The 23,773-nt window shown below is 69.6% G+C and carries 23 protein-coding genes; 13 read left to right on the forward strand and 10 right to left on the reverse strand.

Translation table 11 applies throughout. The features are described from left to right. Window position 1: 1 nt before the first annotated feature. Window positions 2-511: a transcription antitermination factor NusB gene (gene nusB, locus ACFVVM_RS02095; RefSeq protein ID WP_387612111.1), complete on the forward strand. Its 510-nt coding sequence runs from the start codon at window positions 2-4 to the stop codon at window positions 509-511. A 3-nt stretch (window positions 512-514) separates the two neighbouring features. Continuing rightward, window positions 515-781 (forward strand): YciI family protein, encoded by a 267-nt coding sequence (locus ACFVVM_RS02100; protein ID WP_387612113.1) that lies wholly within the window; start codon window positions 515-517, stop codon window positions 779-781. Between the two features lie 47 nt (window positions 782-828). On the opposite strand, the gene ACFVVM_RS02105 is transcribed toward ACFVVM_RS02100, so the two are convergent. The 8 genes from ACFVVM_RS02105 to ACFVVM_RS02140 form a co-directional block, all read right to left on the reverse strand. Continuing rightward, window positions 829-1,434: a hypothetical protein gene (locus ACFVVM_RS02105; RefSeq protein ID WP_387612115.1), complete on the reverse strand. Its 606-nt coding sequence runs from the start codon at window positions 1,432-1,434 to the stop codon at window positions 829-831. A 182-nt stretch (window positions 1,435-1,616) separates the two neighbouring features. Continuing rightward, window positions 1,617-4,802, reverse strand: coding sequence for an NERD domain-containing protein (locus ACFVVM_RS02110; RefSeq protein WP_387612117.1), 3,186 nt, complete (start codon window positions 4,800-4,802; stop codon window positions 1,617-1,619). Window positions 4,803-4,916: 114 nt separating this feature from the next. After that, the gene (locus ACFVVM_RS02115; RefSeq protein WP_387612118.1) at window positions 4,917-6,113 is read right to left on the reverse strand and encodes a serpin family protein; all 1,197 of its coding nucleotides are present in this window, start codon (window positions 6,111-6,113) and stop codon (window positions 4,917-4,919) included. A 495-nt stretch (window positions 6,114-6,608) separates the two neighbouring features. Beyond that, window positions 6,609-7,052, reverse strand: coding sequence for an SgcJ/EcaC family oxidoreductase (locus ACFVVM_RS02120; RefSeq protein WP_387612120.1), 444 nt, complete (start codon window positions 7,050-7,052; stop codon window positions 6,609-6,611). Between the two features lie 46 nt (window positions 7,053-7,098). Next, window positions 7,099-7,722 carry an alpha-ketoglutarate-dependent dioxygenase AlkB gene (locus tag ACFVVM_RS02125; RefSeq protein ID WP_387612122.1) on the reverse strand — a complete coding sequence of 208 codons (624 nt, stop codon included), beginning with the start codon at window positions 7,720-7,722 and terminating at the stop codon, window positions 7,099-7,101. A 106-nt stretch (window positions 7,723-7,828) separates the two neighbouring features. Continuing rightward, window positions 7,829-8,437, reverse strand: coding sequence for a hypothetical protein (locus tag ACFVVM_RS02130; protein ID WP_387612124.1), 609 nt, complete (start codon window positions 8,435-8,437; stop codon window positions 7,829-7,831). A gap of 23 nt (window positions 8,438-8,460) precedes the next feature. After that, window positions 8,461-9,339, reverse strand: coding sequence for a phosphotransferase enzyme family protein (locus ACFVVM_RS02135; protein WP_387612126.1), 879 nt, complete (start codon window positions 9,337-9,339; stop codon window positions 8,461-8,463). A 25-nt stretch (window positions 9,340-9,364) separates the two neighbouring features. After that, entirely contained in the window at window positions 9,365-10,255 is an 891-nt protein-coding gene (locus ACFVVM_RS02140; RefSeq protein WP_387612128.1) for an RNA polymerase sigma-70 factor, read from the reverse strand. Window positions 10,256-10,430: 175 nt separating this feature from the next. Between ACFVVM_RS02140 and ACFVVM_RS02145 the strand changes: the two genes are divergently transcribed. The 3 genes from ACFVVM_RS02145 to ACFVVM_RS02155 all read left to right on the forward strand — a co-directional run bounded on the left by ACFVVM_RS02145 (window position 10,431) and on the right by ACFVVM_RS02155 (window position 12,367). Next, entirely contained in the window at window positions 10,431-10,910 is a 480-nt protein-coding gene (locus ACFVVM_RS02145) for a carboxymuconolactone decarboxylase family protein (RefSeq protein ID WP_387612130.1), read from the forward strand. Window positions 10,911-11,030: 120 nt separating this feature from the next. Then, window positions 11,031-11,531, forward strand: coding sequence for a VOC family protein (locus ACFVVM_RS02150; protein WP_387612132.1), 501 nt, complete (start codon window positions 11,031-11,033; stop codon window positions 11,529-11,531). A gap of 32 nt (window positions 11,532-11,563) precedes the next feature. After that, window positions 11,564-12,367 carry a MerR family transcriptional regulator gene (locus ACFVVM_RS02155; RefSeq protein WP_387612133.1) on the forward strand — a complete coding sequence of 268 codons (804 nt, stop codon included), beginning with the start codon at window positions 11,564-11,566 and terminating at the stop codon, window positions 12,365-12,367. Window positions 12,368-12,666: 299 nt separating this feature from the next. Here the strand turns inward: ACFVVM_RS02155 and ACFVVM_RS02160 are convergent, their stop codons facing one another. Next, a complete protein-coding gene (locus ACFVVM_RS02160) occupies window positions 12,667-13,050 on the reverse strand; it encodes a hypothetical protein (protein WP_387612135.1) in 384 nt (127 codons plus the stop codon). Window positions 13,051-13,109: 59 nt separating this feature from the next. On the opposite strand from ACFVVM_RS02160, the gene ACFVVM_RS02165 reads away from it, so the two are divergent. Continuing rightward, window positions 13,110-13,928, forward strand: coding sequence for a helix-turn-helix transcriptional regulator (locus tag ACFVVM_RS02165; protein WP_387612136.1), 819 nt, complete (start codon window positions 13,110-13,112; stop codon window positions 13,926-13,928). Window positions 13,929-14,068: 140 nt separating this feature from the next. Here ACFVVM_RS02165 and ACFVVM_RS02170 read toward each other — a convergent pair whose 3' ends face one another. Then, on the reverse strand, window positions 14,069-14,860 hold the full coding sequence (locus tag ACFVVM_RS02170; RefSeq protein ID WP_387612137.1) for an SDR family oxidoreductase: 792 nt from the start codon (window positions 14,858-14,860) through the stop codon (window positions 14,069-14,071). Between the two features lie 135 nt (window positions 14,861-14,995). Between ACFVVM_RS02170 and ACFVVM_RS02175 the strand changes: the two genes are divergently transcribed. The 7 genes from ACFVVM_RS02175 (at window position 14,996) to carB (ending at window position 23,720) form a co-directional block, all read left to right on the forward strand. Then, complete coding sequence (locus ACFVVM_RS02175; RefSeq protein WP_387612139.1) at window positions 14,996-15,460, forward strand: HIT family protein; 465 nt, start codon at window positions 14,996-14,998, stop codon at window positions 15,458-15,460. 377 nt (window positions 15,461-15,837) lie between these two features. Further along, window positions 15,838-16,470 carry a bifunctional pyr operon transcriptional regulator/uracil phosphoribosyltransferase PyrR gene (gene pyrR, locus ACFVVM_RS02180; protein WP_387612141.1) on the forward strand — a complete coding sequence of 211 codons (633 nt, stop codon included), beginning with the start codon at window positions 15,838-15,840 and terminating at the stop codon, window positions 16,468-16,470. Continuing rightward, a complete protein-coding gene (locus tag ACFVVM_RS02185) occupies window positions 16,467-17,423 on the forward strand; it encodes an aspartate carbamoyltransferase catalytic subunit (RefSeq protein WP_387612142.1) in 957 nt (318 codons plus the stop codon). The genes pyrR and ACFVVM_RS02185 overlap by 4 nt, the downstream gene beginning before the upstream one ends. Then, window positions 17,420-18,718 (forward strand): dihydroorotase, encoded by a 1,299-nt coding sequence (locus ACFVVM_RS02190; RefSeq protein ID WP_387612144.1) that lies wholly within the window; start codon window positions 17,420-17,422, stop codon window positions 18,716-18,718. Before ACFVVM_RS02185 ends, ACFVVM_RS02190 begins: the two co-directional genes overlap by 4 nt. Window positions 18,719-18,730: 12 nt before the next feature. Further along, the gene (locus tag ACFVVM_RS02195) at window positions 18,731-19,246 is read left to right on the forward strand and encodes a transporter (protein WP_387612146.1); all 516 of its coding nucleotides are present in this window, start codon (window positions 18,731-18,733) and stop codon (window positions 19,244-19,246) included. After that, the gene (gene carA / locus ACFVVM_RS02200) at window positions 19,243-20,358 is read left to right on the forward strand and encodes a glutamine-hydrolyzing carbamoyl-phosphate synthase small subunit (protein WP_387612148.1); all 1,116 of its coding nucleotides are present in this window, start codon (window positions 19,243-19,245) and stop codon (window positions 20,356-20,358) included. The genes ACFVVM_RS02195 and carA overlap by 4 nt, the downstream gene beginning before the upstream one ends. Continuing rightward, window positions 20,358-23,720, forward strand: coding sequence for a carbamoyl-phosphate synthase large subunit (gene carB, locus ACFVVM_RS02205; RefSeq protein ID WP_387612150.1), 3,363 nt, complete (start codon window positions 20,358-20,360; stop codon window positions 23,718-23,720). The genes carA and carB overlap by 1 nt, the downstream gene beginning before the upstream one ends. Window positions 23,721-23,773: the final 53 nt, after the last annotated feature.

Raw genomic sequence — 23,773 nt, forward strand, 5'->3', positions numbered from 1 at the left:
CGTGACGGATTCCCCGGCAGAGAAGAAGGGCTCGTTCAAGAAGCTGGGCGCGCGCCACAAGGCGCGCCGCCGGGCGGTCGACCTGCTGTTCGAGGCGGAGGCGCGCGACGTCGACGTCTCGGACCTGCTCTCGGATCGGGCCGAGCTCGCCACTCGCGACCAGAGCGTTGCGCCCGTGCACGCCTACACCAACACCCTGGTCGAGGGTGTCGCCGACGACCTGGACCGGGTCGACGGCACCATCGAGTCCTACCTGCAGGACTGGACCCTGCAGCGGCTGCCCGCCGTCGACCGGGCGATCCTGCGGATCGCGGTGTGGGAGTTGTTCCACGCCACCGACGTTCCGCCGGTGGTCGCGGTCGACGAGGCGGTGGAACTGGCCAAGGAGCTGTCCACCGACGACTCGCCGTCGTTCGTGAACGGTGTGCTCGGCCAGGTCGTGCAGGTGGCGCCGCAGGTCCGCGCCGCCGCCGCGGCCACCCGTGCCCCGCGCCCGGAACCGGAGTCCTGAACCGTGGTGAACAAGTACCTCGTCATGGTGATGCGCACCCCGAACTTCGACCAGTCCGTCGTCGAACCGCATCGTGCGTTCCTGCAGGAACTCCTCGCCAAGGGGCAGCTGCAGGAGAGCGGCCGATTCACCGACGGAACCGGCGGCGCCTACGTGGTGCTGGCCGAAAGCCTGGCCGCCGCAACGGCTATCGCGCACGCCGACCCGGTGCACACCACCGGCGCCTCGGAACTGACGATCTACGAGTGGGAGATCGCCGTCTCGGCGTGACCCTCACGAAAGCCGCACATCCCGGTGGATGTGCGGCTTTCGTCGTTTCAGGCGGTGATCTTGTGCAGGCAGTACGAGACCGCCGGCACGGCGAACCGCACGGCCTCGGTGTCACGGAACTTCTTCTCCGATGCCGCGCACACGTTGATGTCGTCGGCCGCGAGCCGTGTGTCGACCTCGTAGGCGCCGGTCCCGCACGGGACCTTGCGCAGGCGGTCCAGGTGGGCGTTCACATGGCGCGGATTGTTGAAGCAGTCGCCGACCTTCGCGTTGAGCTGGGTGCAGACATACTTGTCGGTGCTGCTGGATTTGCGTTGGTAGACCTTGTATTCGAAGTCGCGGTCACCGACGGCGCAGGGCTTGGTGCCCGAGGTTCGAGACACGATCAACGCCGCTTCCGGGTTGTCGCACGCTCTGGTCTGGAAGTCCCAGCCGCGTCGGGCATCGGTGAAGAATCCGCACTGTCCCGCTGAGGCCGAGCTGACGCTCTTGGCGGACGAGCAGGCGGTGAGCCCGAAGACGCCGAAGGCGAGAAGCGCGACGAGGGCGGCAACACTCCACCTGCCGCGTCGGGCACGATCGTCGGGAGCACGTCCCGCGGGGGTCCGAGGAAGTCGGCCGGGTTCCGGTGCGCGTGCGAGCGGAGTTTCCACGGACGCCAGTGTGCCAGGGGCGCAACGGAACTCGGCGATCCGGGTGTCGTCCCGACGGCCTCCGCCGGTGGGTGTACGGGAAACCGGCGGAGGCGCGACCGGCGCTGGGTGGCGCGGTGTCGGGTGTGCGCGAGGCACGTCGACGATCTTGCTACCTCGAGTGCACTCGAGGTCAAGTCGGGTCAGCGGTCGGTGCCGACCAGCGGCGCCAGGAACCCGGTGACCTGGGCGGCCGAGGGTTGGCCGAGGCGGCGGCCGAGGTAGTCGGGGGCGTCGGCGGCGGCGCGGCAGCGGTCCGGGTCGGTGTTGGACGGGTCGATCGAGTAGCGTTCGCCGACCATGTTGGCGCGCGCCACTTCCCGGCCCGAATGCGCCTCGTAGACCACGATCTCGTAGCCGGCCCGGAACAGGTTGACGGTGCGCCCGATCGGCGAGCCGGGAGCCGGGGCGTACTGGCAGGTCTGCACGATGTCGCGCAGGTCGAGCTGTGTCATGCAGGCGATCAGCTGCACCGACGAGGTGTCGCGCGGATGCCACGCCCCCGCGCTGTCCGAGATCACCATCTCGGCGAGCGAGCCGGACAGATAGATCGGCCGCGGCCCGCCGCTCTCGTACGCCGCGGCGTTCGGGAACGGTTTGCGCTCCCCGCACATCCGGTCGTAGTCCGACATCTCGAACCGGCTCGCCTGCACCGCCGTGATCGCGAACAACCCGGCGCCGAACAGCACGATGAACAGCACCAACCCGAGGCCGGGACCGACCCGCAGCCGTCGCGTGCGCTCGCCCCGATCCCGCACCGGACGATTGCGCCACCGCTCCAGCAAGGACGGCCCGTCCCCACCGCGCAGCCGCTCCCGCACCCGACTCGCGAAGGTCGGCCGCTGCGCCCGCCGATCACGCTCGACCCAGTCGGTCCAGTGCTCGGTGTTCCCGTATGGATCCTGCGGGTTCTGGTATGCCCCTTGCGGGTTCGCGTAGGGGTCCTGTGGGTTCTGGTGGGCCGCTTGCTGGTTTTCGTACGGATCCGGCGGGGTCTGATACGACTCGTGGGGGCTCGCGTACGGGTCCTGGTAGGACTCGCGGGGGCGGGCATTTGGATCTTGCGGATTCCCGTACGACTCGCGGGCGTCTCGCGGCGACTCCTGCGTTGCCCCGAACGACTCTCGCTGGTCTCGGCGCGACTCCCGCGTCGTCTCCTCCGCCTCGTGCGGTTCCTGGTGCCCTTCGCGCACGACCGCGCGTTGGTCCTCGGATTCGCGATCCGACCGGCCGCTCGCCCCCGCGGCACGCGTCGCCGCGCCCGCCGCGGCGACGACGGCGGCACCACCGAGTGCGGCGCGAACCCCCGCCGACCCGGAGGACTTCGACCCTCGCTGCTCCTCGGCTACATCGTCATCCGCCCGTTCGGTGCGATAGGACGCCACACCACTGCGCCACCCCGAACCGGCTTCGAACACCACGCCGGGGTCCCGCTGTGGTGCACCGCTGCCCGCCGCAGGAGTTCCTCGCCCGCGTTCGCCGGGTCCGGCGTCGGCCGGTACCGCGGTGCTCTCGGAACCGCTCACCACCGAACCGGGAAGGTTCTTGCGCAGCGACACAACGCTTCTGGCGGAAGTGCTGTCCTCCGCACCGCCCGCAGGTGCATCCGCGACCTGCCCGTCACCGGCCTCCGACCTGCTGACCAGCACCGCACCCGAACCGACGTCACCGCTCGGAGCATCCAAACTCTCGCCACCGGAGACAGTTTCCGCGCCCGTGCCGATCTCGCCGCCGGATGGAGTTTCCAGGCGAGGCGACGCCGGGTCCGCCGCATCGCTCGGCGACGCGGCATCCACCTCGGGTTCGCCGGCCGAGGTTCCGCCGGATGCGCTGGTCGCCGATGTGCCTGCTCCGAGGTCGCTGGGTGCTACAGCCGCTGCCCCGGTGTCCGAGGGCGAGGCGGTGTCCGCCGCATCGGCGTCCGCGGCGGATCGGTGTTCGGGGTCGTTCATGGCGTCCTCGCTGCCCGGCATGTCGTTCTCGGTGCCTTCGCCGGGAGTCGCTCCGCTGGTCGGAGCCTCATCGAAAGAAGCAGTGCCCGTGTTGTTCTCGGCAGTCGACCCGTCGTCCGCGGGTGTCGGGCCGACAATCGAATCCGAGGGTTCGGCACCGCTGAGGACGTCCTGCGTTTCGTCGGAAGTCGACATCTTTTCGCTGGCTGATGCGGCGGGCCCCGCTGTGCCGACGGGGGACCGCGAACCGATTGCCGCGTGCTCACCTGGGGGAGTGGCAGCCGAAGCGGATTGATCAGGAGCGCTGGTGATTTCGGCTGGCGGCGCGGTCTCGACCACCGCGGTCTCGGCGAACAAGCTGCCATCGCTGCCCGTGCTGCTCGGAACATCCGCCGAACTGTCTGTCTCGCGTTCGCTGGTCGGCTCGGCGGGACGCGGGGCGTCCTCGGTCGGGCCACGGTGCACATCGGAGGCAGATTCGACTCGGGTAGAAGAGGATTCGCGTTCATCGGAGGCACCGGACGGCCCACCCGTGCGGGACGACGAATGTGGCCGATGGGCCAAACGGTCGATCGCGGCGAGGAAGGCGGGGGTGGTGGCCTGGGCGAGGCGGGTGGTCATCCGGGCGGAACCGCTCGTGGCCACCTCGGCGGCGCCGGGGGAGTCCGTTGTGTCCGTGGTGGATCCGGCCGCTGTCGCGAGTTCGACCGCCGGAGGTGCCGCGGGGCGGCTGGTGGTCGCGGGGTCGAGTTCGGCGGGGAACCCCTGGGCCGCGAGTTCGTGCGGTGCGGGCAGGAGGTGGCGAAGGTTCAGTCCGGCGAAGACACGGCTGACGTCGGCCACACTGAGGCGGACCGTGCGCCCGGTCTCGGCATTGAAGTAGTCGTGCAGCGCCGAGGAATCGTCGCGCCCGACCAGGACGGCCCGGTACCCGTCGGCGATGCGGGTCTCCTCGATGGTGATGTCGGAGCCCGGCTGGGGGACCAGCGCGATGACCGCGTTCACCCAGCCGAAGATGCCCGACTGCTGCAGCAGGTTCTTCGCCGCGAACACCTGCCGGCGCACCTGGACGAACGGATTCGGCACCCGCACCGCGTGATAGAGGGCGGCGGGTTCGTCGTCGATGGTCCACGGCCCGTTCGGCGGCGTGGCCAGGGTGCCGTCCTGGCGGGCGGTGAAACCCTTCACCTCCACCACGGTCGCGCCCTGTGGGGTGCACACCAGCGCGTCGACCTCGACCGAGCCGCCCCGGCTCTCCGGCACATGGCAGCGGAACACGGCCACCCCACCCGCGTCGGAGGCCCAGTCGCGGATCGCCGCACCGACGATCTGTTCAGCGCCTTCGAGTTCGGTCTCGTCCGCGACAACGACGATCACCACGACCCCCTGTGCACCCGACTGCGGACTCCTACCAGGATACGACCTCCACGCGTTGCGTCGAAACCGAATCCTGTTGCCGATCAACATGATCGACAACGTCGATTACCGGTCTCACGGTGGCGGCCCCGGGACTCGCGGCGCCGCGGACTCGGTAGCGGCAGGTCGGACCCAGTCCCGCGGCGGCGCGGTGACCTGCCCGGCGACCAGGACCAGCCCGCTGTCGCGGTCCACCGCCAGGAATCCGAAGGGCCGATCAATCGCCACGGAGGTGATCGTCGACCACTGTTTGCGCGGCATCCCGGCCACGGCCATGGCGACAGCCGTGACGGCGGCCGCCTCGAAACCGGTGGCGTCGAACCGCGCCAGCACATGCTGAGCGGCCGCGTCGATCGCGAGCGGAACGTCGCTGAGCGCGGGAAAATGGCCGCGCGACCCGTCGAGCGCGGTGGTGAGACCGAACAGCGCCGCATGACGCGTCAGATCGTGCTCACTGCGCACCTCGAACGGCGGCAGGGCGAGCGAGGTGCCGTTGCCGCCGCCCCACGACTCGACCCGGCGCACGGTCAGGCACGGTGCGACGCTGTCGACGGGCAGGTCGGTCCGCACCGGAATCGCGTCGTCGAGCGCGGCGATCCCGGCGGCGATCCCATGGCGCGGCCCGTCGGCGCCGATCAGCAGATGGACATCGAACTCACCGCGACCGGTGACGACGACCCGGGTGACATCCTCGCCGAGGATCGAGACACTGCGGTCGCCCCGCGTGAACCGCGACAGCCCCGGCCCCCGATGCCCCTGCCACGGACCGGTTCCCGGCGCGAACTCCCGCGGTTCGAACGGCTGAACCCACCGGGTGCGCGCCACGAGCGCGGTCGCCACGGCGAGCACGGTCTCCGGCGTGATCCGCAGCGGAAACCGTTCGATCAGACCGTGCGTGTGGTCGCGCGCCCAGGCATCGAGCACTGCTTGATCACCCAGCACGCCGACGGTCCCGGCGGGCATGCTGCGCACCCACTCCGGGCGCAACTCCAGCCCCGGTCGCACCCAGGCGCCGATCGCCGTCGACACCTCGCGCGAGCCATCGAGCGCGGACAACAGCTCCAGCCCCGCCGCGTGCGCGTCCTCGGCACGAATCCCGACCGCATCGGCCAGCTCGGCGCGAGCCCCACCGCCCGCCGCGCCGGCCAGCACCGCGAGCAACGGCCACAGCCCCGCGCCCGAGACCACCGCGTCGTCCGCGGCGAACGTCGCCGACCAGCGCGCGGTGAGCGCGTTGGCCGAACGCACCTGCGCCGTCAATGGACTCCCCATGCCCGAATCCTACGGGCCATCCCCGACATCGCGCTGTGACCGTACCTGTCGACCGGTTACGCCCCTAGGTTCCGAACCGTCGCCAGCTGGGCATATTCCCTCGCACCCGTCGCACCGACATCTCGGCCGACGCAGTGAATTGTCGAGTGCCAGAAAGTGTTTCGTACGGGATCGGAGAACACGACCACGTCGGAGCACCTGGCATCCGGGACTGCGGGTCACCCTGTGCCAGCCATCAGGGCCGCAGGAACACCGAACCCAGAGCGACGCGCTCCTCGACCATCCGATGTGCCTGTCGGCCTTCGCCAGCGGCAGGAGCGTGTCGACCAGGGGCCGCGTCGATCATTCGATCGCGGAGCTGGTGCGTCCGGTTCTACGCGTTCCATAGCCGTCGGTATCGCACCCATTCACGCTGACGACACCCTCGCGGCGGTGGAATGACTCCGGTCGCCACCGGCATGTCTGTCATGCGCGGTGGTGCCGGATGGTCCTGAGCTACTGCGCGGGCGGTACCAAGGTGTTCTGTCGGGCCGCGGTCCACCACTTGCCGCCTTCCTTCACCAGCACATACAGGGCCACCATGGCTGGTTCGGTATCGATCAGGGTGCCGTCGGCGGTCGTGGCGCGTGCCTGTTTGCGGGCGATGGCTACATCGGGGCGGAGGAACGAGACCTCGGTGACGTCGTAGCGGACGTGCTCGTCCTTCAGGAAACCGGCCAGGCCGCGGCGGGTCGCTTCCAGGACCGCGTCGTGTCCGTGGAGCACGCCGCCGACGGCGTTGCCGACGCTGGCGTTCGCGGTGAACGGCGCGGCCAGCAGTTCGGCGTCGTTGGTGTTCATGGCTGTCTGGGTGTCGGCGATGATGGCGTGGATCGCCGCGATGTCGGCGGTGTGGTCGACGGAGCGATCTTCGATGACCGGGTGCTCGGTGATGTTCATGATCATCATCGTGGTTGCTCAACCATGGTTGAGGTCAAGGGGATTGTCAGCGGACATTCCGCGGGCGGAACTGAATGCTGATGCGCGGGCCCACCGGACGCGCGGTCTTCGGCACCGCGTGCTCCCAGGCGCGCTGACACGCACCGCCCATGACCAGCAGATCCCCGTGTCCGGCGGCGAAGCGCACGCTCGCACCACCACCGCGCGGGCGTAGCAGCAGCGACCGCGCCGCGCCGACCGAGACGATCGCGACCATCGTGTCGTGGGTGGCGCCGCGCCCGATCGTGTCGCCGTGCCAGGCCACGCTGTCGCGGCCGTCGCGATAGAAGCACAATCCCGCGGTCCGGAACGGTTCGCCGAGCTCGCTCGCGTACCGCGCGGAGAGCGCCGTCCTCGCCTCGACCAGGATGCGGTCGGGCAGCGGATCGTTCTCCCCGAAGAACGACACCAGCCGCGGCACGTCGACCACCCGGTCGTACATCGGCCGCCGTTCGGCATGCCACGGCACCCGCTCGGCCAGTCGATCGAACAGCACGCTCGCCCCGCTCAGCCATCCCGGTAGGACATCCACCCAGGAGCCCGCGTCGAGCTGGGTCCGTCGAACCGCCGAGAGCGAACCCAGCGCAACCGCATCACCGTCGAACAGCGAACCTTGCAGGGGCAGCGACATGCCAGCGATCCTACCACTCGATTCGAACGTGTGTTCGAACATTTTCCGTGGGTGTCTGCCTGCCATCGTCAGATAGGAGACGGGGGAGCCACCGACCGTCGACGCGTCACACGGTGGGCAGTTCGTCGACCAGGCTGTCGAGCCGGTCCAGGTCGTAGCGATCCGGGCGCGGCGGCGCGAGTGTCTCGAGGTCGAGTGCCGACGGAAAACCGTCGATGACACGCCCGGAATCGAGTCGTTCGAGGGCGGCATACCATTCGGCCAGCGGTTCGGAAAGGCGTGCGTGCAGGTCGAAATGCCGACGGCGTCGGGTCGGATCGCCGAGGCGTTGCGCGATCAACTGCGGTGGGTCGGGAATCGACAACAGCACGACATCGGGAAATCCGAGGCAACGCTGCGCGAAGGCGCTGCGGACGGCATCGAGCTCGTGTTCGAACCGCGAGAGCGGCGCCGCGCCCACGGCCGCCAGACACCAGCTGTAGTGCAGCTTCAGCGGGTCACTGTCACACACCGCGACCCCCGTGGCGTCCTCCAGCTCGAGCGCCCGCGCCCACCGCCGCGAATTCACCCCCGCCCAGTACGCCGCCTGCCCGACCGGATCGGACCCATCCGGCTCCGCACCGGTGGGAGCGTATTCGGCGACGAACCCCAGCCCGGCGGACCGGCACCACGTCGTCTTCCCTGCGGCACTGGGTCCTTCCACGGCAACGATCACCGCGACGACCCTACTGATCTCGACTACGGCCTGAGGCGATGGAAGGCGGTCAGGCGTTCGTGGTGGTAGGCGAGGTCGTCCTCGTCGTGTTCGGCACCGCGGGCGACAGCGAGGGCGAAGTAGGCGGCTTCCCGGCGGAGGCGGTGTCGCATGAGCTGGGTGCGGGTGAGGTCGTCGAGAGGGGACGCGGTGCCGCCTGCGGCGTGGTAGGTCGCGACGAACCGCCGGGCCGCGGTGGGGTCCTGGCCGAACTCGTCGGCGAACTCCAGTGCGGCCGAGGCCAATTCGACCTCGGGTGGGCCGATGAGGGCGTCGTCCCAGTCGAGTAGTGCCGTGACGTGTCCGTCGTGGGCGAGGAGGTTCGCCTCGGAGTAGTCGCCGTGGAGCGGTTGCACCCGGGCGGTGGCGGTGAACTCGGCGAGCCAGCGGTCCAGGTCGGGGTCGGGTAGTTCGGTCGACGGTGCGCCGTCCAGACCTCGCTCGAGGAAGCCGGGCCGGGGGCGTCGGGGCGGTCGATGCCCGGCCAGCGCGCGATGCACACGGGCCAGGAGCGTGGCGGCTTCGGCGACCTGGACGGGATCGTCCACGTCGACCCACTGTCCGGCGGCCAGCGGCCACACCGTGACCGGGCGGCCGTGCACCACCGAGACCGTCGTCCCGTCGGCACGGGCCAGTGGCGTCACGACCTCATCGACGGCACCGGCCGCGACGGCGATGCCGTTGCACCACTCCACCTCGGCGGGATCGCGGTCGAGTCCACCGATCCGCACGACCACCTCACCGACCCGGTAGGCGGCGGATTCGCCGCCGCCGGAGAGGCGTTCGCCCGCACCCCGGATCCCCCACTCGGCCGCGACGGCGGCCCGGATGTCCGCACTCAGCGGAATATCGACGTGTGTCACCAGTCCACTTGTAGCAGTGCGGGGCTCAGCGGCTGACCGCGGTCTCGCGCTCCACCCGGGAAAGCTTCTCCGGATTACGGACGATGTACAGGCCCGAGATCGCGCCGTCGTCGATGCGGACGGCCATGATGCAGTCGATCACGCCGTCGATCCGAATGGTCAGTGCCGGAGCGCCGTTGAGCTGGACGACCTCGGTCGAGACGGGGCCGGTGATCCTGGGGATTCCGCCGCCGAGCAGGCGAACGACCTTGTCGGCGCCGAAGATCGGGTTCACCACCGCCTTGACGACACCGCCGCCGTCGGCGAGCAGCACGACGTCGGGGGCGAGCAGGTTGAGCAGGCCCTGGAGGTCGCCGGTCTCGACCGCGCGCCCGAATGCCTCGAGGGCGTGGCGGCTCTCGGTCGAGGACACGACGCCGCGTGGTCTGCGGGCGGCGACGTGCGCTCGCGCGCGGTGGGCGATCTGGCGGACCGCGGCCGGGGTCTTGTCGACGGCGTCGGCGATCTCGTCGTAGGGCAGGTCGAACACCTCGCGCAGCACGAACACCGCTCGCTCGACCGGGGCGAGCGTCTCCATGACGAGCAGCATCGCCATCGACACGCTGTCGGCCAGCGTGACGTCCTCGGCGATGTCGGGGGTGGTCAGCAGCGGCTCGGGCAGCCACGGCCCGACGTAGTTCTCCTTGCGCCGCCCCAGCGTGCGCAATCTGCTCAGTGCTTGGCGGGTGGTGATCCGGACCAGGTAGGCGCGCTGATCACGCACGATCGCGAGATCCACATCGACCCAGCGCAGCCAGGTCTCCTGCAGGACGTCCTCGGCGTCGGCGGCCGAACCGAGCATCTCGTAGGCGACGGTGAACAGCAGGTTGCGGTGGGCGACGAATGCCTCCGTCGCCGGGTCCATGCGCTCGCTCATCGGTGGCTCCTGTCGATCGGCTCCGGATCCTGTCGCTCATCAGACGCTCGGGATCGTCGCGATGTGACACCTGCGTCCGGTGATCCACGTCACTGCGGTTGTGCTGTCACGAGATCGGTGGGCCCGGCGTCTTGTGGTCGTCCACCCAGCCAACACCACCAGCGAGGACGACGCCATGAGCGCACGATTCGACCTTTTCGCCAACGAGCTCGCCACCAGGTTCAGCAAGCGGTTCGCCGCGGCCGCCCTGATCATCGACCAGTCGACGCTGGCGAAGAGCACCAGGGAGCTGGTCAACATCCGGGCCAGCCAGATCAACGGCTGTGGCTTCTGCACCGACATGCACACCAAGGACGCCACGGCGGCGGGGGAGACCCGACTCCATCTGGTCGCCGTCTGGCGCGAGACCACCGTGTTCACCGAGGCCGAGCGCGCCGCGCTGGCACTCACCGAAGAGGGCACCCGGATCGGCGACGGCAGTCCCGGCGTCACCGAGGAGACCTGGGCGCTGGTGCGTGCGCACTACAGCGATGACGAGATCGCCGCGCTGGTCTGCCTGGTCGGCATGATCAACGCCGCCACCAGGATGAACGTGATCGTGCGCAATCCGGCCGGTGCCTATGAGCCGGGCATGTTCGAGGCGTTCGCGAACTGATGTCGAGGCGAATCAGGTCCCGGGGCGGGAGCCTTCGCCCCGGGACCTGATTCGTGCCGGTCCGACACCGCCGATGCGACGCTTGACCCTTACGTAGCGTAAGGGTTGACGATGACTCCCATGACCGAAACCTTCCCCGCCTTCGATATCAGCCCCGTCCCGATCCCCGGCCCCGATGCGGTGGCGCCCGAGCCCTTCCACGGCATCTACGGAATGCCGATGTTCGTCACCGTGCCGACCGCGGACCTCGCCGTCTCGACGCGGTTCTGGGTCGAGGCCCTCGGCTTCTTCGACCTGTTCTCCGTGCCGGATCACGTGACGCATCTACGCCGCTGGACCTTCCAGGACGTGCTGCTCGTCCCCGGCACGCCCGCGTCCGCGACCGCCGCGCTGACGGTCAGTTTCTCCTGCGTGCTCGACGAGATCGACACGATCGCCGCCACGTGCGAGCGCCTCGCACCCGGCAGTACGACGGGCCCGCGGGTCATGCCGTGGAACTCGATGGAACTCGAGGTCCGCACGCCGGAGAACACGCGGGTGATCATGACCGCGGCGCGCCCCTACGATCCGGACAGCCCTGAAGCCGCGCATCTGCGGTCGATCGGCATCGAGGCGCCGTAGCGATGCCGCCGATGCCGGGCAGACTGGTGGACATGGCGCACCCGTCCACCACGGACCACCGCACCGTCGGCGCGGCGGCCCGGCTGCTCGGCGTCACCACCCGCACCCTGCACCACTGGGACACGATCGGGTTGGTGAGCCCGTCCGAGCGCACGCTCGCGGGCTACCGGCTCTACACCGCCGCCGACCTGGCCCGTGCCCACCGGGTGCTCGTCTACCGGGAACTCGGTGTCGCGCTCGACGAGATCGGCGCCCTGCTCGACGCGCCCGCCACCGACGCTCTCGACACCCTGCGCCGTCAACGCGACGAACTGGGCGCCAGGATCGATCGCCTCGAGCGGATGGCCGAGGCGGTGGACCGCATGATCGAGGCCAGGGAATCAGGCATCCTGCTGTCCGCCGAGGACCAGATCGCGATCTTCGGCGGCGACTGGCAGCCCGCCTGGGTGGAGCAGGCCCGCGAACAGTGGGGCGACACCCCGCAGTGGGCCCAATACGCCGAGCGCGCCGCCACCCGCTCCGCCGAGGACTGGCAGCGCATCACCGCCGAGACCGAAGCCCTGCACGCCGACCTCGCCGCGGCCTGCCGATCCGGTGTGCTGCCCGGCGATCCCCGCGCCGACGCACTCGCCGAACGACACCGCGCGTCCCTCGCGACGTACTTCGACTGCACCCACGCGATGCACGTCTGCCTGGGCCGCCGCTATGTTTCCGAACCCGGCTACGTCGCGTACTACGACGCGATCGCCCCCGGCCTGACGGCATGGCTGCGCGAGGTCATCGACGCCAACGCCCGGGCCCATGGCATAGACCCCGCCACAGCGACGTGGGAATGACGGGACATGTGTGTCGGGGACACGATGTCGCGCCGGTACGTGGTTTGCCACGATGCGGTGATGGGGCGCCGAAACGCGATGGCGCGCCAGGCGAAGCGCGGACGCCGCAGTGGCCTGGACTCGCTGCCGATCCGGTATCGGTCTTCGGTCCGAAGACGCGGCGACGTTGCTGCCGGGACGGCGTCGACTTCGAACACCCAGCGCTCGGCGCCGAGCAGGCCTTGGCCACGGCGGTGACGGTGAGAGCGTGTTGTCCGCCGGTGAGCGGCGCGCCTTCACCGACCAGCCGTGGGTGGCATTCAATCGCCAATCGCCAGCAGGCATGTCGCGGCGATCAGCGCGATCAGCGCGACGACATCGACGCGGGCAACCCGCAGTGTGCGTGTGTTCAGCAGACTCGGACCGACCACGGCTGTCAACGCGAGAAACGAAGCGGTGCTGATGATTCCGGCCGCGATCGTGACCGGTCTGGCCGCGGGCACGAACGCGCCGATGATCAACCCGATGCCGACGGTGCCGAGCAGGACGGCCCGGTGCCGCAGCAGCAGTTCGAAGTCCCGGTCCGGGATCGAGGTGCCGTAGGCGGCGGCCGCTCGGCTCGGTGCGAGGGCGATCACGCCGGGCACCACGTGCACCAGCCCGACGATTGCCAGGACCACCGCGGCGACGACTTCTGTGACCATGTCCGGCTCCTTCGCCATCGTCCCGGCGAGTGCCGGGATGTCGTGTAAGCATGTCGGGCATGGGCACTCGGCCACTTCCGGAAACGTGTCGCATCCCGGCGACGGTGTGGTTGTGGGCCGGGCACGCCCTCTATCACGGGCCGTCGCTGCGGCTGGATCGGCATTCGGGCGCGGTGCTGTGCCTGGCGATCGGCCTCGACTCGACGTTCACCGTGGAGGCGGAGGCGTTCGGCGCTCGCTCGGTGCGCAGCGTGCTCGTCCCGCCGCGGACGCCGCACCGGATCATCGCCGAGACGCGAATGCTGTTCTGCTACATCGACCCCGGCTCGCCGCGTGCGGGGGCGTGCCGAGCGCGGATGACCGAGTTCACCGGTGGATTCGGCTTCGTCCACGATCACGAGGCCGCGGTGATCCGCCTCGGGTCCGAATTCGGCGAGGGCGCGCAACGGAACCTCGGCAGCGACGCCGTCACCCTGTTCGACCTCGCCAGCGGAGCCGGTAGGTCCGCGATGGATCCACGGATCGCCGCCGCGACCGCGATCCTCTGCGCCGACCCAGCAGCACCGATCACCGCGGATCAACTCGCCGCCGCGGTCCACCTGTCGAAATCCCGCCTCCTGCACCTGTTCGCCGAGCACGCGGGCACCACCTTCCGCCGCTACCGGGTGTGGGCCCGCATGCTCGCCGTCGGCCGCGCGGTCGCCGAGGGCGCCGACCTCACCACCGCCGCCACCCACGCCGGCTTCGCCAGCCCCTCACACTTCAGCGACACCTTCCACGCCATGTTCGGCCTCACCGCGACCGACCTCCTCTCAGCCGGCGTCCGCATCGTCATCGAGGAGTATTCCGGCCCACACCGTGCCGAGTCGACAGGCTGAGGCGACCAGGCTCGTGCGACCAGGAGGGGCATGGCGGATGTTGGACAGTCGATCATCACCAGGGACTCAGGTGAGTATCGGCCGAGTAGTGACCGCCACCAGTGCCTGGTGATCAACTATCCAGTCGTGGGGTGGTGACTTCACCAGCGTGAACGTCGGAATCCACCTTCGGAGTCGATCACCTGGCCGACCAGCCATCTGCCCTCGTCGGACACCAACCACGCGATCAGGCGCGCCGGGTCGTCCGGCATCCCGACCCGGCCGCGCGGAAACGCCGCTCGCACCGCTTCGACGATTTCGAGGTCGCGATCGGCTGTTTCCGCCGACAGATACCCCGTGTCGACCGGGCCGGGATTGATCGTATTGAGCAGGATCCCCCGCTCGATCAACTCGTCGGCGACGGTCGCAGTCAGCCCGGCGAGTACTGATTTGGCTGCGGCATAGGCGATTTCGCCGCGCATCGGACCTTGCCGCTGCCCGGAGGTCATCCAGATGACCCGACCGCGATCGGCCACCGGCCCCGCCTCCGGCCGGTACCGCCGCGCGAACGCCTGCGTCAGCAGCAACACCGAGCGGGCATCGACCGCCCAGTGCCCGTCGAGCATTCCGGCGTCGATCTCGAACAAGCTCCCGTCCCCGCCGCTGCGCGCGTGATTGGCGACCAGGATGTCGACGTGCCCGAATGCCGCCACCGCTTCGGTGAGCACCCGCTCCGGAGCGTCCGGCTCGGCGAGGTCGACGGCGAGATCGGCCACCCGGGTGTGCGCACCGAGCTCGCCGACCAGATCCGCCGGGTCCTCCGCGCCCCACGGTTGATCCGCGTCATGCGCGGACCAATGCGTCAGAAACAACGCCGCCCCCTGCCGCGCCAGCCGCTGCGCGACGGCGAATCCGATCCCCTTGCGCCGGCTGACCCCGGTCACCACCGCCACGCGCCCGCTCAGCTGCGATTCCATCCCTCGATTGCACCGGCCGCCCGGCCCGCCCGCAACCGAGTTCCCGCCATCCTCAGAATCGGGCCGCACCGAACACTCGACACCGCCGCACCACCGCGAATGAATGGTGACGTGCCGGACTACGACACCACTCAGGACTGCCTGATCTGCGCCAAACACCGAGGCATCGGCCCCCTGGTCGGTCCGGTGGTGCACGCCGACGAACTCGTTATCGTGAGCCACCGAATTCTCGGCCCAGGTTCCGGCATCGTGCCCGGCTACCTGTTCATCGAGCCCCGCCGCCACGTCGCGAGCCTCGCGCACCTCACCTGGCCCGAGACCACCGCGATCGCCCACGCCGCGTGGTGCGGTTCCCGCGCTCTCGACGCGGAACTCGCACCACGCCATGTGTTCTCACTCATCGCAGGCCGCACCGTCGCCCATCTCCATCAGCACCTGTTCATCCGCCCACCCGCAATGCCCGATCACTTCGCCTGGCACGACGTCGACTCCTGGCCCGATCGCCCACTCATGGACGCCGACGAACTCGCAGCGCTGTGCACACGTCTCTCGACATGGTTCGGTGCGCACCACTGAATCCGGGCGAGAATGCCCTCGATGGGTTCCCTCCCCGGGATGACCTGATCCGGCCGTTCGGCCGTGACGTCGCGCTGCACGATCCAGAGATCGGCACCGTGTTGGCGGTCCGCGACCGATCCGCGGTCTGCCCGTCCGTGAACACCGTCACGCGCCGACGATTCCGCAGCGCCCCCGCGCCTACGAAACCCCTGCGCTCACAGCGCTTTCGATCCGCCTGTGATCGTCACCGCAGCGCATACCACGGCCACGCCGCCCGTGGCCGCGCTCACAGGCCGACCTACCTGGTCAAAGGCGCCTCGCGGCGCTGATAAGCTGACGGGCGAGTTGAGACATCCTTTAACGGACCGTCCGGTGAGGCGGGGAAGGAGGTCGGCATGGCTGTGCCCGAACGGGCGGCCAGAACCGGCGCGGGCGAAACATCCCAGCGGCACACCCCGGAGTGGGTGGCGGCCGGGCGAGAGTTGTTGTCGCCGTCGGATGTGAATCGCACCGTCGCGCGCATCGCGCATCAGATCATCGAGAAGACCGCGCTGGATTCCGGCGACGCCGACGCACCGCATGTGGTCCTGATGGGCATCCCGACCCGCGGTACCACCCTGGCGAACCGGCTGGCGGCCAAGATCGAGGAATTCTCCGGCGTGCGCCCCGCGCTCGGCTCCCTCGACATCACTCTCTACCGCGACGACCTGCGCAGTCGCCCGCACCGCCCGCTCGAGCGCACCTCGGTGCCCGACGGCGGCATCGAGAACGCCCTGGTCGTCCTCGTCGACGACGTGCTGTTCTCCGGCCGGACCGTGCGCTCGGCCCTCGACGGCCTGCGCGACCTGGGCCGCCCCCGCGCGGTCCAGCTGGCGGTCCTCATCGACCGCGGCCACCGCGAGCTGCCGATCCGCGCCGACTACGTGGGCAAGAACGTGCCGACCTCGCGCGCCGAGGACATCTCGGTGCTGCTGACCGAGCACGACGGACACGACGGTGTGTATCTGCACCAGGAGGGACACGAGTGAAGCACCTGCTGACGGTCGCCGACCTGGATCGCGGCACCGCCACCGAACTCCTCGACGAAGCCGAGCGCTTCGAACAGGCCCTCCTGGGCCGCGAGGTCAAGAAACTGCCGACCCTGCGCGGCCGCACCGTGATGACGGTGTTCTACGAGAACTCCACCCGCACCCGCGTGTCCTTCGAGGTCGCGGGCAAGTGGATGAGCGCCGACGTGATCAATGTGAGCGCGTCGAGCTCCTCGGTCTCCAAGGGCGAATCGCTGCGCGACACCGCGCTCACCCTGCACGCCGCCGGCGCCGACGCGCTGATCGTGCGCCACCCGGCCTCGGGCGCCGCGCACCAGATCGCGCGCTGGATGGAGCAGTGGGCCCGCGAGGAGAACCGCGCCGCCCCCTCGATCATCAATGCGGGCGACGGCACCCACCAGCACCCCACCCAGGCGCTGCTGGACGCGCTGACCCTGCGTCAGCGCCTCGGCGACATCGAGGGAAAGCGGATCGTGCTGGTCGGCGACATCCTGCACAGCCGCGTCGCCCGCTCCAACGTCCTGCTGCTCGACACTCTCGGCGCCGAAGTGGTGCTGGTCGCACCGCGCACCCTGCTGCCGGTCGGTGTGGAGAGCTGGCCTGCCCGGGTCGCGACCTCGCTCGATGCCGAGCTGCCGGGCGCCGACGCGGTGATGATGCTGCGGGTGCAGGCCGAGCGGATGAACGGCGGCTTCTTCCCGTCGGCGCGCGAGTACGCGATCAATTACGGACTGTCCGAGCGTCGGCTCGCGCTGCTCGACGACGCCGCGGTGGTCCTGCACCCCGGCCCGATGCTGCGCGGCATGGAGATCGCCTCGGCGGTCGCCGATTCGCCGAAAGCCGCGGTCCTGCAACAGGTGACGAACGGAGTGCACATGCGAATGGCCGTGTTGTTCCGGCTGCTCGTCGGCACCCAGGAGGTGGCGGCGTGAGTGAACTGCTGATCAAGAACGTGAAGCCCTACGGTGAGGGCGAACCGGTCGACGTGCTGGTGCGCGACACCGTCATCGCCGAAATCGGTTCCGGCCTCACGGCTTCCGAGGAAGCCGAGACCATCGAGGGCAACGGCCAGATCCTGCTGCCCGGCTTCGTCGACCTGCACACCCACCTGCGCGAACCCGGCCGCGAGGACACCGAGACCATCGAAACCGGTTCCGCCGCAGCGGCACTGGGTGGTTACACCGCGGTGTTCGCGATGGCCAACACCAGCCCGGTCGCCGACTCGCACGTCATCACCGATCACGTGTGGCGCCGAGGCCAGGAGGTCGGCCTGGTCGACGTGTTCCCGGTCGGCGCGGTCACCGTTGGCCTCGAGGGCAAGCAGCTCGCCGAGATGGGCACCATGGCCGCGGGAGTGGGCCAGGTGCGGATGTTCTCCGACGACGGCCACTGCGTCTACGACCCGCTGATCATGCGCCGCGCCCTCGAATACGCGAACTCCCTGGGCGTGCTCATCGCCCAGCACGCCGAGGAGCCGCGCCTGACCAAGGGCGCCGTCGCGCACGAGGGCCCCAATGCCGCGCGCCTCGGCCTGGCGGGCTGGCCGCGCGCCGCCGAGGAGTCGATCGTCGCGCGCGACGCGCTGCTGGCCCGCGATGCGGGCGCCCGCGTGCACATCTGCCACGCCTCCACCGCGGGCACCGTCGAACTGGTGAAATGGGCCAAGTCCCAGGGCATCTCGATCACCGCCGAGGTCACCCCGCACCACCTGCTGCTCGACGACTCGCGACTGGAGACCTACGACGCGGTCAACAAGGTGAACCCGCCGCTGCGCGAGTCCTCCGATGCCGCCGCGCTGCGCGAGGCACTGGCCGCCGGGATCATCGACTGCGTCGCCACCGACCACGCCCCGCACGCCGAACAGGACAAGTGCTGCGAGTTCGCCGCCGCCCGGCCCGGCATGCTCGGGCTGGAAACCGCGCTGTCGATCATCGTGCAGACGATGGTGGTGCCCGGCCTGCTGGACTGGCGCGGCGTCGCGAAGGTGATGAGCGAGAAGCCCGCCGCGATCGTCGGTCTCGACGGCCACGGCCGTCCGATCGCGGTCGGCGAGCCCGCCAACCTCACGCTGGTCGACCCCGACGCCGAGTGGACGGTGCGCGGCGCCGAACTGGCGAGCATCTCGAACAACACACCGTTCGAGGACATGACGTTCCCGGCCGAAGTGACAGCCACGGTGCTGCGCGGCCGGGTAACTGCCCGCGAGGGCAAGGCGGTCGGGATCTAGGAGGCCAGGAACGTGGAAAGAACTCTGTGGGTAGTGGGGTGTCTGGCCCTGTTCCTCGGTTGCCTGTGGCTGATGTACCGGGCCTGGCAGAAGAAGGCGGCCCGGCAGCAGGCCCAGATCGGCGACCTGCCCGCGGTGCCCGCCGAACTGGGCGCGCAACTGCTGGAACCGACCACCGGTCTCTACCTGGGCAGCACGCTGGCGCCCAGCTGGCAGAACCGGATCGCGGTCGGTGACCTGGGATTCCGGGCGACCGCCGAACTGACGCGGTTCGAACGCGGAATCCTGCTCGAACGCGACGGGGCGACGCCGATCTGGATTCCGCAGGAATCCCTGACGGTGGTGCGCACCGAACGCGGACACGCGGGCAAAGTGATGACAAACAATGGTGTGCTGGTAATTCGCTGGAAGCTGCCGACCGGAACCGAGATCGATACCGGTTTCCGCGGCGACGACAAGACGGTGTACCCGGCCTGGACGGCTGGGTCGGCGGATTCGACCAGGGTGACGACGGGAGACGACGAATGACACAGGCGAAGGCAGCCCTGGTGCTGGAGGACGGCCGCGTGTTCCGCGGTACCGCCTTCGGCGCGCAGGGTCAGACGCTCGGCGAGGCGGTGTTCTGCACCGCGATGACCGGGTACCAGGAAACCCTGACCGACCCCAGCTACGACCGCCAGATCGTGGTGGCCACGGCCCCGCAGATCGGCAACACGGGCTGGAACGACGAGGACGACGAGTCCGGCAAGATCTGGGTCGCCGGCTACGCCGTGCGCGACCCCTCGCGGGTCTCGTCGAACTGGCGCGCCACCGGCACGCTGCAGGATCAGCTCGACCGCCAGGACGTGGTCGGCATCGCCGGCATCGACACCCGCGCGGTGGTGCGCCACCTGCGCACCCGCGGTTCGATGAAGGCGGGCATCTTCTCCGGCGCCGCCCTCGCCTCCGACGACGAGCTGCTGGCCCGGGTCAACGGCCAGCCCTCCATGCTCGGCGCTGATCTGGCCGAAGAGGTCAGCACCGACGGCCTGTACACGATCGAGCCGGTCGGCGAGCACCGCTTCACCGTCGTCGCGGTCGACCTGGGCATCAAGACCAACACCCCGCGCATGTTCGCCGAGCGCGGTGTGCGCACCCACGTGGTGCCGTCGAACACCTCCCTCGACGACATCCTGGCGCTGAACCCGAACGGCGTGTTCCTCTCCAACGGTCCCGGCGACCCGGCCACCCAGACCGGCGCGATCGCGCTCACCCAGGGTGTGCTGGAACGTGGGATCCCGCTGTTCGGCATCTGCTTCGGCAACCAGATCCTGGGCCGGGCACTGGGCCGCAACACCTACAAGATGAAGTTCGGCCACCGCGGCATCAACATCCCGGTCGTCGAAGCGGGCACCGGCCGCATCTCGATCACCGCGCAGAACCACGGGTTCGCGCTCGAGGGCGAGAAGGGCGAGCAGTTCGACACGCCCTTCGGCAAGGCCGAGGTCTCCCACATCTGCGCCAACGACGGCACCGTCGAGGGTGTGCGGCTGATCGACGGCCGCGCCTTCTCGGTGCAGTACCACCCCGAGGCCGCCGCAGGCCCGCACGACGCCGCATACCTGTTCGACCGTTTCGCCGGTCTCATGGAAGGAGCCTGATGCCTCGCCGCGAGGATCTGAAGCACATCCTGGTGATCGGCTCTGGCCCGATCGTGATCGGCCAGGCGTGCGAATTCGACTACTCCGGTACCCAGGCGTGCCGGGTGCTGCGGTCCGAGGGACTGCGCGTATCGCTGGTGAACTCCAACCCGGCGACCATCATGACCGACCCCGAGTTCGCCGACTCCACCTACGTGGAGCCGATCACTCCGGAGTTCGTCGAGAAGGTCATCGAGAAGGAGCGCCCCGACGCGATTCTGGCGACCCTGGGCGGGCAGACCGCGCTCAACACCGCGGTCGCGCTGCACGAGAACGGTGTCCTGCAGAAGTACAATGTCGAGCTGATCGGCGCCGACTTCGAGGCCATCCAGCGCGGTGAGGACCGGCAGAAGTTCAAGGACATCGTCGCCAAGGTCGGCGGTGAGAGTGCCCGCAGCGCCGTCTGTTACACCATGGACGAAGTGCGCGAGACCGTCGCCGAACTCGGTTACCCCGTGGTCGTCCGCCCCTCCTTCACCATGGGTGGCCTCGGCTCGGGCATGGCCTACAACGAGGAAGACCTCAACCGCATCGCCGGTGGTGGCCTGGCCGCCTCGCCGACCGCGAACGTCCTGATCGAGGAGTCCATCCTCGGCTGGAAGGAATTCGAGCTCGAGCTCATGCGCGACGGCCGCGACAACGTGGTCATCGTCTGCTCGATCGAGAACGTCGACCCGATGGGCGTGCACACCGGTGACTCGGTCACCGTCGCCCCGGCCATGACGCTCACCGACCGCGAGTACCAGAAGATGCGCGATCTGGGCATCGCCATCCTGCGCGAGGTCGGCGTCGACACCGGCGGCTGCAACATCCAGTTCGCGGTGGACCCGGCCGACGGTCGCCTGATCGTCATCGAGATGAACCCCCGCGTCTCGCGCTCCTCGGCGCTGGCCTCGAAGGCCACCGGCTTCCCGATCGCCAAGATCGCGGCCAAGCTGGCCATCGGCTACACCCTCGACGAGATCGTCAACGACATCACCGGCGAGACCCCCGCCTGCTTCGAGCCGACCCTGGACTACGTCGTCGTCAAGGCGCCGCGGTTCGCGTTCGAGAAGTTCCCCGGCGCCGACGCCACCCTGACCACCACCATGAAGTCGGTGGGCGAGGCGATGTCGATGGGCCGCAACTTCTCCGAGGCACTCGGCAAGGTGCTGCGCTCGCTCGAGACCAAGGCCACCAGCTTCTGGACCGTCGACGACGGCCAGTGGGCGCCGAAGGATCCGAGCGATCCGGCCTCGGTGCGCGCGGCGATCGAGGCCATCCTCGCCGACCTGCGCGTGCCCACCGAAGGCCGCATCTACCAGGTCGAGCGGGCCCTGCGCTTCGGGGCGAGCATCGAAGAGGTCGCGCTGGCCTCCGGTGTCGACCCGTGGTTCGTCGCCGAGGTCCTCGGCCTGGTCGAACTGCGCCAGGAAGTCCTCGACGCGCCGGTCCTCGACGAAGACCTGCTGCGCCGCGCCAAGCACTACGGCCTGTCCGACCGGCAGCTCGCCGCGCTGCGGCCCGAGCTCGCGGGCGAGTCGGGCGTGCGCTCGCTGCGTCACCGCCTCGGCGTGCGCCCGGTCTACAAGACCGTCGACACCTGCGCCGCCGAGTTCGAGGCCAAGACGCCGTACCACTACAGCTCCTACGAGCTGGACCCCGGCGCGGAGTCCGAGGTGGCGCCGCAGCGTGAGCGCGACAAGGTGATCATCCTGGGTTCGGGCCCCAACCGCATCGGTCAGGGCATCGAGTTCGACTACTCGTGTGTGCATGCGGCGCAGACGCTGTCGGCCGCGGGCTACGAGACCGTCATGGTCAACTGCAACCCCGAGACCGTCTCCACCGACTACGACACCGCCGATCGCCTCTACTTCGAGCCGCTCACCTTCGAGGACGTCCTCGAGGTGTACAACGCCGAGGCCGAGTCGGGCACCGTCGCCGGTGTCATCGTGCAGCTCGGCGGGCAGACCCCGCTGAGCCTGGCGCAGCGGCTCACCGACGCGGGCGTGCCCGTGGTCGGCACCTCCGCCGCCGCCATCGACCTGGCCGAGGACCGTGGCGAATTCGGTGACGTGCTCGTCGCGGCCGGACTGCCCGCGCCCAAGTACGGCACCGCCACCACGGTCGAGCAGGCCAAGAAGATCGCCGCCGAGATCGGCTACCCGGTCCTGGTGCGCCCGTCCTACGTGCTCGGCGGGCGCGGCATGGAGATCGTCTACGACGAGACCTCGCTCGAGGGCTACATCTCCCGCGCCACCGAACTCAACCCGGACCACCCGGTGCTGGTCGACCGTTTCCTCGAAGACGCCATCGAGATCGACGTCGACGCCCTGTGCGACGGCGAGGAGGTCTACCTCGGCGGCGTGATGGAACACATCGAGGAAGCCGGTATCCACTCCGGTGACTCCGCCTGCGCGCTGCCCCCGATCACCCTGGGCCGCAGCGACATCGAGGCCGTGCGCCGTTCCACCATCGCGCTGGCCAAGGGCATCGGCGTGAAGGGCCTGCTCAACGTGCAGTACGCCCTCAAGGACGACGTGCTCTACGTCCTGGAAGCCAATCCCCGTGCGAGCCGGACGGTTCCGTTCGTCTCCAAGGCCACCGCGGTCCCCCTCGCAAAGGCCTGCGCGCGCGTCATGCTCGGCGCCTCGATCGCCGACCTGCGCAAGGAAGGGATGCTGCCGCCCGAGGGCGACGGCGGCCACGTGCCCCTCGACGCGCCGGTCGCGGTGAAGGAAGCCGTGCTGCCCTTCCACCGGTTCCGTCGCGCCGACGGCTCCGGCGTGGACTCGCTGCTCTCCCCGGAGATGAAGTCCACCGGCGAGGTCATGGGCATCGACGCCGACTTCGGCACCGCCTTCGCCAAGAGCCAGGCCGCCGCCTACGGCTCGCTGCCCACCGAGGGCACCGTGTTCGTCTCCATCGCCAACCGCGACAAGCGCGCCATGGTGTTCCCGATCAAGCGCCTGCACGACCTGGGCTTCCGCATCCTCGCCACGGCGGGCACCGCGGAAACCCTGCGCCGCAACGGCATTCCCTGCGAGCAGGCGCGCAAGCACTCCGACCCGGAGAGCGTCGACGAGACCACCGGCATGCCGGAGGCCTCGATCGTGGAGCAGATCCGCGACGGCGAGATCGACATCGTGTTCAACACCCCCTACGGCAACTCGGGCCCCCGCGTGGACGGCTACGAGATCCGCACCGCCGCGGTGGGCGCGAACATCCCGTGCATCACCACCGTGCAGGGCGCGGCGGCGGCGGTGCAGGGCATCGAGGCGAGCATCAACGGCGGCATCGGCGTGCGTTCCCTGCAGGAACTGCACTCGAAGCTGCGTGGCTGATCAGGTGCTGCGCGTCGCACCGGACGCGCGGGAGAACAGAGAAGAGGAGCGGG

It is taken from the genome of Nocardia sp. NPDC058176 (genome assembly GCF_042883805.1).
Lineage (GTDB): Bacteria > Actinomycetota > Actinomycetes > Mycobacteriales > Mycobacteriaceae > Nocardia.

What these genes read in the sequence shown, in the direction of transcription:
- ACFVVM_RS02115 (WP_387612118.1), bottom strand. Translation starts at nt 6,113, where the DNA reads ATGGGGAGTCCATTGACGGCGCAGGTGCGTTCGGCCAACGCGCTCACC.
- ACFVVM_RS02120 (WP_387612120.1), bottom strand. Translation starts at nt 7,052, where the DNA reads ATGAACATCACCGAGCACCCGGTCATCGAAGATCGCTCCGTCGACCAC.
- ACFVVM_RS02125 (WP_387612122.1), bottom strand. Translation starts at nt 7,722, where the DNA reads ATGTCGCTGCCCCTGCAAGGTTCGCTGTTCGACGGTGATGCGGTTGCG.
- ACFVVM_RS02140 (WP_387612128.1), bottom strand. Translation starts at nt 10,255, where the DNA reads ATGAGCGAGCGCATGGACCCGGCGACGGAGGCATTCGTCGCCCACCGC.
- ACFVVM_RS02145 (WP_387612130.1), top strand. Translation starts at nt 10,431, where the DNA reads ATGAGCGCACGATTCGACCTTTTCGCCAACGAGCTCGCCACCAGGTTC.
- ACFVVM_RS02150 (WP_387612132.1), top strand. Translation starts at nt 11,031, where the DNA reads ATGACCGAAACCTTCCCCGCCTTCGATATCAGCCCCGTCCCGATCCCC.
- ACFVVM_RS02155 (WP_387612133.1), top strand. Translation starts at nt 11,564, where the DNA reads ATGGCGCACCCGTCCACCACGGACCACCGCACCGTCGGCGCGGCGGCC.
- ACFVVM_RS02160 (WP_387612135.1), bottom strand. Translation starts at nt 13,050, where the DNA reads ATGGTCACAGAAGTCGTCGCCGCGGTGGTCCTGGCAATCGTCGGGCTG.
- ACFVVM_RS02165 (WP_387612136.1), top strand. Translation starts at nt 13,110, where the DNA reads ATGGGCACTCGGCCACTTCCGGAAACGTGTCGCATCCCGGCGACGGTG.
- pyrR (WP_387612141.1), top strand. Translation starts at nt 15,838, where the DNA reads ATGGCTGTGCCCGAACGGGCGGCCAGAACCGGCGCGGGCGAAACATCC.
- carA (WP_387612148.1), top strand. Translation starts at nt 19,243, where the DNA reads ATGACACAGGCGAAGGCAGCCCTGGTGCTGGAGGACGGCCGCGTGTTC.
- carB (WP_387612150.1), top strand. Translation starts at nt 20,358, where the DNA reads ATGCCTCGCCGCGAGGATCTGAAGCACATCCTGGTGATCGGCTCTGGC.